This window comes from Mycoplasma sp. 3686h (assembly GCF_056781225.1).
Genome location: NZ_CM165562.1, coordinates 481,161 through 492,408 on the forward strand (window position 1 = coordinate 481,161; position 11,248 = coordinate 492,408).

Below are 11,248 nucleotides of genomic sequence, written 5' to 3' on the forward strand. Positions count from 1 at the left end.
AGTTCAATTTTTGTTAATTAAATTTATATTTTACATCTTTGCTATATAATTGTTAGATATGAAAAAGCACCCACTAAATCCACAATTTTTAGACCAAGACGATATTGAGTTTAATTTACTCAAAACATTAGCTTTAAATGATAATACCAATTTAGAAATAGATTTTAAGTGGTTGCATAAAAAACTTAAACTTAAAAATTCTCAAAATAATATTGACAATAATTTTCAAACCCCTGTATCACTTAAATTGAATGATTCATTGATTTTAGAACAAAGAAACTTAATTCAAAGCAATCTTGATCAAGTTAAAATTAAACTTCAAGAGCAAGAAGTGTTTTGATTGGATAAAGTTGACTTTAATACGAATGAATTTAATGATATTTTAAAAAATTATTTAAATAATGATTCAGATTCTAAGAAAAGTCAAAATGATGAACAATTAGAAAATATCATCGTAATTAACAAATTTCAAATTTAAATCCAGGGGGTTTTATGAAGGTAAATATTGCAATTGATGGCCCAGCGGGAGCTGGCAAGTCCACTGTGTCTAAAGAAGTTGCTCAGAGACTAAAATACACATTTATCAATAGCGGAAGTGTTTATCGAGCCATTGCTTATAACGCTTTACAACAAGGAGCTAATCTTAAAAATAAAGATGAAGTTTTAGCAACCTTGAAAAGAGGAATGATTCAACTTGAACCTGATGAAAATGTGATTCTAAATAATCAAAATATCACAAAAATTATTCGGAGTGAAAACATTTCATTAGCCACTCCAATTGTTGCAAAAATTCAACAGGTTCGAGATTTTGTTGTCGAATTCATACAAGAAATGACTAAAAAAGAAAAGGGATTTATTATTGACGGGCGTGATACAACCTTTAAAATAATGCCTCATGCTGAATTGAAAATATTTCTCTGGGCCGACCCTAAAGAACGAGCTCAACGTCGCTATTTACAAAATCATGAAATGGGTTATGAATCGAGTTATGAGGAAGTGCTTTATGATATTAAACAACGAGATGCCCAAGACATGAATCGAGAAATTGACCCACTTCATAAAACTGAGGATTCAGTTTTAATTGATTGTACAGAAATGGAAATAGAAGAAGTGATTCAAAAAATTATTGAATTAGTTCATCAAACAATAAAGGTCAAATATGCGTAATACTATTGCTATTATTGGAAAACCAAACGTTGGTAAAAGCACCCTTTTTAACCGTTTAATTGGAAAAAAGGTATCTATTGTACACGACCAACCTGGTGTTACTAGAGATCGCTTGTACGAAAAAATTAACTGAACAGGAAAAGAAATTAAAATTATTGATACAGGTGGAATTGAAATTGAAAATCGTCCATTCCAAGACCAAATTCAAATTCAAGCTAAAATAGCTATTCAAGAAGCTGATGTGATTTTATTTCTCTTTGATGGAACTAGTCAAATTACTAATGACGATCTCTTTATTATGAATATTTTACGTAAAAGCGACAAACCAATTATGGCTGTTGCTAATAAATTAGAAAGTAACCAAGATTTTGATTACAGTTGATATAAACTTGGAGTTGATGATATTTTTCCAGTTTCAGCATTGCATGGTGAAGGTCTTGGGGACGTCATGGACAAAGCGGTTGAATTGCTTGATTTTACTGATGTAAAAACTGAAGATTTATTTAATTTAGCTATTATCGGTAAACCTAATGCTGGGAAAAGTTCACTATTAAATAATTTATGTAACGAAAACCGTTCAATTGTTTCAGAAATAGCTGGTACTACTCGTGATAGTGTTAAATCAATTGTTCAAATTAATAATCAAAAATACAATATTATTGACACAGCTGGAATAACTAAAAAAAGTAAATTAATTGAAAGTGTGGATCATTATGCATTAATGAGAGCAATGAGCTCGCTTGCTGAAGCTGATTTATCCTTAATTGTCCTTGATGCTACTCAAAAAGAAGTTTCACACTTTGACGCACGAATTATTGGATATGCTCTTGAAAACGAAAAACCCATTATTATTGTAATCAATAAATGGGATTTAATTGAAAAAGAAACCAATACAATGGCTCAATATGAAAAAACTTTACGTAATAAATTTCATTTTGTTCCTTGGGTTCCGTTTGTTTTTATTTCAGCTAAATACAATCAGCGGATTAATAAACTGATTCAAACTCTTACTGAAGTTAGAGAAAACCTCCAGCGAGATATTAAACCATCACTTTTGTCCAATTTAATCCTTGAAACTCAAATGATCCAAAAAGCTCAACCTTATAATGGTGGAAGATTAAACGTTTATTATGTTCGGAAAGGACTTGCTAAAATACCTACCTTTACATTTTTTGTCAATAATAAAAAATATCTCCATTTTTCATACCAACGCTTTTTAGAAAATCAATTAAGACAAAACTTTAATTTTAAAGGGTGTCCATTAAAATTAATTTTTAAAAACAAAAACGGACTAGAATAAAAAATGATAAGAATTTAACTTCTTATCATTTTTAAATAACTAAATTAAAGCTAAAATTGTGGTAATAAATTTATTTAGCCTTTTTCTCAAGACGTTTGTTAAATTTATCAATTCTACCTGTTGCTTTAGCTTGTGAACGGTTTCCTGTGTAAACAGGGTGGCATCCTGAACAAACGTCAACACTAAATTGTTTTCTTACTGAACCAAATTTAAAGGTTTTTTGGCAAGTTGAACAAGTAACATCAACTGAATGGTATTGTGGGTGAATATCTTTTTTCATGTGTTATATTCTCCTTATTATTTAGAATAGAACTCAACAATTAAAGCATCTTTAATTTCTGAGTGCATTTCTGTTCTTTCTGGTAAACGATCAAATGTTACGCTAAATTCTTTTCTACTCAATCATGCTGATGCAGCTTTTGCTTCAATTGAAGCAAGTACTTGTTCATTTTTAGTTAATTTATCTTTCATTTTAACTACATCACCTACGTGGACAAGCATTGAAGGAATATCAGCTTTTTTACCGTTTAAAGTAAAGTGTCCGTGGTTAACTAGTTGACGTGCTTGTCTACGGGTTGAAGCAAATCCCGCACGATATACCACATTATCAAGTCTTGATTCAAGGAGTTGAAGTAAGTTAGTACCAGTAACTCCTTTTAATTTCATGGCTTTTTGATATGCCTTACGAAGTTGTTTTTCGCTAATTCCAAAAGTGTGTTTTACTTTTTGTTTTTCATAAAGGTGAAGTCCATAATCTGAAAGTTTGGTTCTTTTGTTCCCGTGTTGTCCAGGAGCATAAGTTCTTTTTCTTCCCTTAGCAAACTCTTTTCCTGTTTCAAGAATTGAGTATCCTAAACGACGAGAAATTTTAAATACAGGTCCTGTATATCTTGACATGTTTTTCCTCTTTTCTGCATAAAAGAGAAAGTTTATTTCTAATTAGCTAATTGTGCTTTAATGAGTTCAGTTTTGCAGCGTACTTACTATCAAATTTAAAACAAAGCAAAATTATCACTAATCATAATAAACTGCTGTAATTTATGCTTTTTTATTTTACCAAAAAATTCAAAAATTAGCATTTTTTTATCTGTACTTTATCTATAAAAAAATGACAAAAATGGTAATATTTAAAAGTATATAAATAAGTTCTTAATAATAGCTATTTTTTCTTTGAAGGAGCCCTAAATGGAAAATGTAAAAACAAGAAGAAGAAGTCGTATTGAAATTATTCAGATTTTATATAAATTTGAACTTTTTGATGAACCAATTAATATTATTGAAGTGTTTGAGAATTATGATTTTTTAGACCAAGTTCAATTAAAAAAAATCAAATCAATTGCTCAAAATTACACTTTTATTAAAAAAAGTTTAATGAGTTTAATTAATGAAAGTTGAACGTGAGAACGAATTTCACCATTAACCAGGGCTATTATTATTAACGGTGCCAGCGAATGTTTTTATTTACAACCTAAAATTGTGTTTAATGAAGCAGTGGAAATTACCAAGGTGTTTTTTGAACCAAACCCAATTAAAGATGAAAAGGGTAAAATTATTAACCAACATGATATTAGACAGTACAGATTTGTGAATGCTATCTTGCAAAACTTTTACAAATTTTTAGTTCAAATGGAAGTTAGAATCAACAATGAAAATTCTTAGAATGTTCAAAAATTATTTAAAAATTCGCAAACAACGAGCTTATTTTTATTTTTGAAAAAATCGACTTAACTTTACGGTTAATAAATTTACCCAAATGGGGTTAATTAATAAAACCTTAGCTGAAGATTGGATTACATTTGATGGGCATAAATGGAATAATTTAGACGATTTTATCGAGCAATTTAATGTAAATTTATCATTTCCTGATTATGTCTCAGACCAACACCAAGAAATGATAAAAAACTTTTACATTTTCTTTTTTTATCAACTTGCCTACAAAACCAATCAAAAGAAAATTAAAATTGTCTTTTTAAAAAGGCAACCCTATTTAAAAAAAGATAAATGTAAAGTAAATCATTTCAAAAGAGTGCATTATTACAAATTTTTAGACCAATTTACCCAGTTTGAAAATTACAATTTAATTCTTAGAGAAATTTTACAAAAAATCTTATAGGAGATCTGTATTCATGGATTACAAAAAAGACTTTCCGGCCGCTCAAAAAATTACTTATTTTGATTCAGCGGCCTTAGTATTAAAACCAAAAATATCCATTGATGCACTTACTAATTATTACCAAAATATCTCTATTTCATCTCGCACAGCTGATACACCATTAGGAAATTTGGTGAATAATACTATTAATTCAGTGAGAAAAAAAGTGGCTCAATTAATCAATGCTCATGAACGAGAAATTATTTTTACCAGCGGAACTACTGAGTCTTTAAATTATATTGCCAATATGCTTGAGCAAATTATTAGTAAAGATGATGTTATTTTACTTAGTGCTTATAACCATTCTTCCAATATGATTCCGTGAATTGAATTAGCTAAAAAAAAGCAAGCTAAAATTCACATTAGTCAAGATTTAGCTAATTCAATTACTGACAAGACAAAAATTATTGCTTTTGCTCAAGAAACTAATAATTTTAAGCAAGAGCAAGATATGGAACTTATTTATCAAAAAGCTAACCAAGTGGGCGCTTATGTGATTAACGATTGTGCTCAAAGTATTGCACACCAAAAGTGTTCGCTACAAAATTCACACGTTATTGCATTTAGTTGTAATAAGTTTTACGGTCCAACTGGAATGGGGGTTTTAGCAATTCAATATGATTTGCTTAAACAACTTAAACCCACAAAATTCGGTGGTGGATCAGTTAGTGAAATTAATCCAAACCAAACCTGAACTATTAAAGATACAATCGCAAAATTTGAACCAGGCACCCCTGATTTATCCGGGTTTTTCATGTTTGATAAATCACTAGATTATTTTAATAATATTGGTTATGAAACAACACAAAAAATTTTGCATGAATTAAGTATTTATTTACATGCTCGCTTAAGTAAACTTAAAAACGTTCAAATTTACACAAACCCAGGTGATTATATTACTTTAATTAATGTTAATAATATCAATGCTCAAGATGTAGCGACATACTTAGGAACTAAAGGAATTTACACCATTGCCGGTATTTTTTGTGCACATTATTTGCGTAATATCAAACCAAATTATTCGTATTTAAGAATTAGTTTAGGGATTTATAATACTAAAAAAGACATTGATAAATTAGTTTATCATTTGAAACATGGAGGTGATTTTTATGGATTTTAACCCTAACCAAGCTCGAGAAATTATAATGAAACATTACCTTAATCCAAGCAATAAAAACCCTTCATTTGCAGCTCAAGGAAAGACTTTTTTTAGTACTACATGTGCAGATAAGTTAATTTTAAAAACTCAATTTGAAAATGACATTTTAACTCAAGCAAGTTTTGATGGACATGGGTGTGCTATTTTTATTGCTTCAACTGATATTTTATTATCGACCTTAAAAGACAAAACTAAAGCTCAAATTGAACAAATTTTACAAACTTACAAAAGCTTTATTATGCAAGAAAACTTATCAAAAGAACAAATTAAATTATTACAAGATTTATGAGTTTTTTACAATGTTAAAACTCACCTTAATCGCACAAGTTGTGCACTTTTAAGTGCTGAAAATATCTTAAAATAGCCAATGAAAAAATCTTTTATTTTTCACATTGATTTTGATTCTTATTTTGTTAGTGCTTTACGTTCAATTAGACCTGAGTTAAAAGGTAAACCCGTTGCTGTTGGTAAATTTGGACCTGGGTTTGTCGCAACTTCAGTTAGTTATGAATTGCGGTCAAAAGGGGTTAAAGCCGGAATGCTCAATTATCAAATTTCAAAAATAGAACCTCAAACAATTTTTGTTGAAGGGCATTTTGATATTTTTACCAATATTTCAACTAATATTTTTCAATATTTAAGCAAAAATTATTCACCTTTAATTAATGTTGCTTCAATTGATGAATGTTATTTAGACTTAACCGATCAGGTTTATAGTTTTGAACAAGCATATAAACTGGCTCAAAAAATCCAAAACGAAGTTTTAAGGATTTTTGATATTCCAATTACAATCGGAATATCTTACAATCTCTTTTTTGCAAAAATGACTACAAACATTTCTAAACCGTTTGGAATCGGGATAACTACACCACAAAACTATGAACAAAATTTTTTTAATCTAGATATTGGAAAATATTACGGAATTGGTAAAGCTTTTGCTGAAAAATTAAAAAGTTTAGGAATTAAACGAATTAAAGATTTATTAAGCAAAAACATAAATGATTATCAAATGAAGAATATTTTTGGAATTATTTATCGTCAATGAATTGAAAATTTAAATCCTAATCGCTACGATAGAATCGTATTAAAGAATTCGCTTCCCAAAGGCATTGGTAATGAAATTACGTTTATCCATAAAAACATTGATTATGAGGAAATTCTTAACCAATTACGTAATGTAGTTTCACTTGTTTCACTTAGATGTAAAAGACAAATGTTAGTTGGAAATGTGATTGTACTAGTAGTTCGTAATGAAAATAAAAAATGAGTAAGTAAACAAGAGAAAATCACTCAATATACCAATGATTTTGAAATTATGTTTACTAAAGCTAAACAATTATATCTAAGCAATTTTAGCGAGAGCAAAATCATTGGAATTGGAATTAGATTAAATAATTTAATTTATGAATTTAATCAAGAAATTAACTTTAACTTATTTGAGGTGTCAAATAACCAAAATTTAACCAAATTAAGTCATTTAATTTCTTCAGTAAATCGAAAATTAAATAAACCAATCTTATATACTTTAAAGCAGTATAATGATTTAAAGAATTTAGAAAATAAAACGAATAAATTTGACCTAGAAGGTTTTACTTTTAAGAAAAGATAGGTGGGAGAGATGAAGAAAATTGCAATTTATGGTGGAAGCTTTGATCCTGTTCACAAAGGTCATATTAGTGTAGCAAAATATGTAATTGAACAATTACAACTAGATGAATTATATTTTGTTCCAGCAAATAATTCCCCATTTAAGAATAAGCAAAAATATAATAATCCAATACATCGCATTAACATGCTCAAGCAAGTACTTGAAGATAAAATGTTTATAAGTGATTTTGAAATTAAACGGGGTGGGACATCTTACACCATTGATACGGTCAAATATTTTAGTCACAAATTTAAAAATGATCAATTATTTTTAATTATTGGAAGCGATCATTTACCAAAATTAGATAAATGAAAAGAGATTGATCAAATTGCTCAATTAGCAAAAATTGTGGTAATAAAGCGAACTAAAAAGATTAATAAAATTAATGCAAAAAAATATAATGCATTAATTTTAAATAATCCGTTATGAGATTTTTCTTCAAGCGAATTCAAACAAGGTTATTTGGATAGTGTGAACGACAAAGTACTTGATTACATTCAAACACATGGATTGTATTTAGAAAAAATCATTCATTCAATGTTAAGCGCTTTAAGAGCTAAACATTGTATTAATACTGGACATTTTGCTGCTGAAATGGCAAAAAGATTTAATGTCGATGCTCGAAAAGCTTACCTAGCCGGAATATTACACGATATTGCTAAAGAGTGAGACGAACAAGAATCAAGAGCGTATTTAGCACAATTTGAACCTGAGTATGCAAATGTTCTTAGTCATGAACTCCACCAAGTGTGTGGTTATACTTGAGTTAAGCACCAATATAAATTAAAAGACATTGAAATTTTACATGCTATTTTAGTGCATACAACCTTAGATGATCACACTGAAGAAAACATCATTTCTCCACTAGACAAAATCTTATTTATTAGTGATAAAATTTCACCAGGACGCAGATTTGTTGGGGTCCAAAAACTTCGCGAGCTAGCTTTTAAAGATTTAGATTTAGCTTTTAAAAAAGTGGTGGAATATGTTTATCAATATAATATTGACAAAGGTGTTAAGTTTTCTCAACGACAAGAACAAATATACAGAAAGTATTTAAAATAAATATGACAGCAAATTTACAAAGGGTCCAAAAACTCCTTGCTCAAGCCGGAATTGCTTCACGTCGTGAAGCGGAAAACTTAATTAATGCTCACCGAGTAACAGTTAATGGAAAAGTGGTTCATCTTGGTGATAAAGCTTCTTTTAAGGATAAAATTTTAGTTGATAATAAGCCCATTTTTCGTGAAGAAAAGGTTTATTTTGTATTAAATAAACCACCTAAAACCGTTTGTACTCTTAAAGATAATTTTAACCGTACTATTGTTACTGATTTAATTAATACTCCTTACAAAATTTTTCCAGTCGGAAGATTAGATTATGATACAACTGGAGTACTTTTAATGACAAATGACGGGGATTTAGCTAATAAATTAATGCATCCAAGTTATCAAATTATCAGAGTATATCGTGCTCGTTTAAATGAACCATTAACTAAAAATGAACTCAAAAAACTTAATGGTCCATTGATTATCAATAATACTCAATCAAATCAACAAATTCTTCAAGCTGGACCGAAAAGCTATTTTGTGATTCTTAAAGTAGGAACTTATCATCATGTTAAGAAAATTTTTGAAACAGTTAATAAACTAGTTATTAACCTTAAAAGAGTTGAATATGCAGGAATTACTGTTGAAAAACTACCAATTGGTCACTATCGCAAATTAACATTTAAAGAAATTAAGGATTTAAAAAACCTTGTTCGTTTAAAAGGAGAACAAAATGCTCAAAAAGATTAAATTTTTATTAATTCCCACATTTATTGCTACTACAACAATATCATCAGTTGCGTGTACTAGTGATTTTGATAGAGAAAATAAAAATAATTTAGCTAGTTTAAAACTTCAAGCCCAGGAAAATTTACAACAATATAATCGTTATTTTAATTCAATTAACTCATTTTTTACAAACCAAAATGCTCAACCAAGTCAAAACTTTGCTTTTTATTATAAAGATATTCAATCAAAAGCTCAAAGTTTTGTTAATGCACTAAATGAGTTTAATAAACTGATTAAAGATACCAATCAAACATTTAATTTAAAAAATCAAATCAAGGAACAATTCTTCAAAGAATTAAATTTACAAGAAAATGAAATTAAATCTTATAATGATGCATTTTTCCGTTTTAATGCTATAAATGAAGAATTAGGATTAATTGTTCAAGATCGTGTTTTTAAAACTGAAACAAATATTTTCCTTGATTTTCAAAAGCAATTAGATTTTTTAGTTAATACTAAGTTCGGTATCTCTCCACTTTATGATGAATGGTTTAGCAATTCAAAACTTTCTGAAGCTAAACAAGAATATAAAAACAAATGGTATAACGAAAACTTAAAATCAATTAACTATGGTCAATTGCAAAAAAGAGTTCAAGTCGATGGTAATAACAATACAATCATAGAACATACTCATGCAATTGGAAACGTTGTCAAAGAATGAAGTGTAGTGGTTGCTAATGTTAATGATTCAAGTGCGATTAAGGAAATTAAAAGCTTAATTGATTTTTTAAATGAAAACAAATCAAGAATTAATAATGACAAAGTTTCTGAAACTTTAGCATTGATTAACACTAGCTATGATCAATTTCTAAATTCAGTTAAATCAATTACTGATCAGTTTGATGGTTCATATCCATCAAGCACATTAGTTGGGTTTTTTGATGAAAATTCAAATTTTTCAAATTTATTTAAAATTTGACAAAAAACAAACGAATTGTATGTTAATTTAAAAGGTTAGTTTTGATGTATAATTAAAAAAATAATACAATTAACAATAGTTCTAAAAGCTTCCTTTTGCTTTCACAAAAGGAAATCTTATGAAAAGGAAATTGATTAAAACAATACTATTTTTACTAATTATCCTAGTCCCTGTAGGAATCGGAGTAGGTGTTTGAGGTGCGTATAATGGACCTTGAGCAAAAACTAAAGTAGTTGCCAGTCCAAACAATCAAAATCAGAATGTAGAACCACCTTCTGCAATAGAAAAAGAAATATTAGATGAATTAAACAGCATTCCTGAAGAAGAACATCCAGATTCGGGAATAACTCCAAATAATCCAACTCCAACCACCTCTACCAACCCAAAACCAACAAATCCTCCTGCAAGCATATCAACCGATAAGACAACACCACAACCACAACCAATCTTAAAACAAGTAAATGACCAAGTAAGCTTTGATTTACAGTTAAATATTATTGACAAAGACAAAGCAAAAGAATCTAAAAAGCAATTTTTATCTCAATTGTCGCAATTATTTGACTATTTAGAAACTAAAAATTTTGATGAAGAAGTTAAAGTTAATATCAACTTCACATTACTTAAGAAAAAATCAACCCTTTCAAAGAAGAGTGTTGAATATAGTTCTAGCAAAGTTTATACAGCTGGTCAATTAATGAGAAAATCACGTTTTATCAATTTTTTAAACAGCATTCTTGATAAGACTTCTCAAGTTACCGGAACAGTTAAAGATTGATTTAAAAATCATTATAAAAAATTTTTTAGAGGATTTTTAATCGGTGCTTCAGTGGTCAATACAACAGCTGGTATTGCCTTAGCAGCCGGACTCAAAGCAAGCATTGTTACTTCTAAAATTATTTCGTTCTTTATCGATCGCTTATCAGAAGGGGTCACACCAAGAGAGATCTAAAAAACTTATTTACACATTTTTAGGATATTAAAGTTTTTCAAATCAATCCGAGAAATCGGGTTGATTTTTTGTTGTAAAATAGCTTTAATTTACAAGTAAATTAAAGGATTAAGAAA

General features: G+C 28.7%; 14 protein-coding genes. 12 read left to right on the top strand and 2 right to left on the bottom strand.

Features of this window, described 5'->3' with window-relative positions; genetic code table 4:
- Positions 1–58: 58 nt before the first annotated feature.
- The 3 genes from AC1RP9_RS02165 to der are packed head-to-tail and all read left to right on the top strand — an operon-like array spanning position 59 to position 2,467.
- Entirely contained in the window at positions 59–478 is a 420-nt protein-coding gene (locus AC1RP9_RS02165) for a hypothetical protein (protein ID WP_481821727.1), read from the top strand.
- Between the two features lie 14 nt (positions 479–492).
- Entirely contained in the window at positions 493–1,167 is a 675-nt protein-coding gene (cmk, locus tag AC1RP9_RS02170; protein ID WP_481821729.1) for a (d)CMP kinase, read from the top strand.
- Positions 1,160–2,467, top strand: coding sequence for a ribosome biogenesis GTPase Der (gene der / locus AC1RP9_RS02175; RefSeq protein WP_481821731.1), 1,308 nt, complete (start codon positions 1,160–1,162; stop codon positions 2,465–2,467). The genes cmk and der overlap by 8 nt, the downstream gene beginning before the upstream one ends.
- A gap of 70 nt (positions 2,468–2,537) precedes the next feature.
- Here the strand turns inward: der and rpmE are convergent, their stop codons facing one another.
- A complete protein-coding gene (rpmE, locus tag AC1RP9_RS02180; RefSeq protein WP_481821733.1) occupies positions 2,538–2,747 on the bottom strand; it encodes a 50S ribosomal protein L31 in 210 nt (69 codons plus the stop codon).
- Positions 2,748–2,764: 17 nt separating this feature from the next.
- Positions 2,765–3,364, bottom strand: a complete 600-nt coding sequence (gene rpsD, locus AC1RP9_RS02185) for a 30S ribosomal protein S4 (RefSeq protein WP_481821735.1) — start codon at positions 3,362–3,364, stop codon at positions 2,765–2,767.
- 288 nt (positions 3,365–3,652) lie between these two features.
- Here rpsD and AC1RP9_RS02190 point away from each other — a divergent pair, with 288 nt between their 5' ends.
- From AC1RP9_RS02190 to AC1RP9_RS02230, 9 genes are all read left to right on the top strand, one after another.
- A complete protein-coding gene (locus tag AC1RP9_RS02190) occupies positions 3,653–4,126 on the top strand; it encodes a transcription antitermination factor NusB (protein ID WP_481821737.1) in 474 nt (157 codons plus the stop codon).
- Complete coding sequence (locus AC1RP9_RS02195; protein ID WP_481821739.1) at positions 4,113–4,580, top strand: hypothetical protein; 468 nt, start codon at positions 4,113–4,115, stop codon at positions 4,578–4,580. The genes AC1RP9_RS02190 and AC1RP9_RS02195 overlap by 14 nt, the downstream gene beginning before the upstream one ends.
- 13 nt (positions 4,581–4,593) lie before the next feature.
- Positions 4,594–5,739, top strand: coding sequence for an aminotransferase class V-fold PLP-dependent enzyme (locus AC1RP9_RS02200; protein ID WP_481821741.1), 1,146 nt, complete (start codon positions 4,594–4,596; stop codon positions 5,737–5,739).
- Positions 5,729–6,142: an iron-sulfur cluster assembly scaffold protein gene (locus AC1RP9_RS02205; protein WP_481821743.1), complete on the top strand. Its 414-nt coding sequence runs from the start codon at positions 5,729–5,731 to the stop codon at positions 6,140–6,142. The genes AC1RP9_RS02200 and AC1RP9_RS02205 overlap by 11 nt, the downstream gene beginning before the upstream one ends.
- A 3-nt stretch (positions 6,143–6,145) precedes the next feature.
- Positions 6,146–7,387: a Y-family DNA polymerase gene (locus tag AC1RP9_RS02210; RefSeq protein WP_481821745.1), complete on the top strand. Its 1,242-nt coding sequence runs from the start codon at positions 6,146–6,148 to the stop codon at positions 7,385–7,387.
- Between the two features lie 9 nt (positions 7,388–7,396).
- Complete coding sequence (locus AC1RP9_RS02215) at positions 7,397–8,491, top strand: nicotinate-nucleotide adenylyltransferase (protein ID WP_481821747.1); 1,095 nt, start codon at positions 7,397–7,399, stop codon at positions 8,489–8,491.
- 2 nt (positions 8,492–8,493) lie between these two features.
- Positions 8,494–9,225, top strand: coding sequence for a pseudouridine synthase (locus AC1RP9_RS02220; RefSeq protein WP_481821749.1), 732 nt, complete (start codon positions 8,494–8,496; stop codon positions 9,223–9,225).
- A complete protein-coding gene (locus AC1RP9_RS02225; protein WP_481821751.1) occupies positions 9,209–10,222 on the top strand; it encodes an MAG0770 family lipoprotein in 1,014 nt (337 codons plus the stop codon). The genes AC1RP9_RS02220 and AC1RP9_RS02225 overlap by 17 nt, the downstream gene beginning before the upstream one ends.
- A 79-nt stretch (positions 10,223–10,301) precedes the next feature.
- Positions 10,302–11,132 (top strand): hypothetical protein, encoded by an 831-nt coding sequence (locus tag AC1RP9_RS02230; RefSeq protein ID WP_481821753.1) that lies wholly within the window; start codon positions 10,302–10,304, stop codon positions 11,130–11,132.
- Positions 11,133–11,248 lie beyond the last annotated feature (116 nt).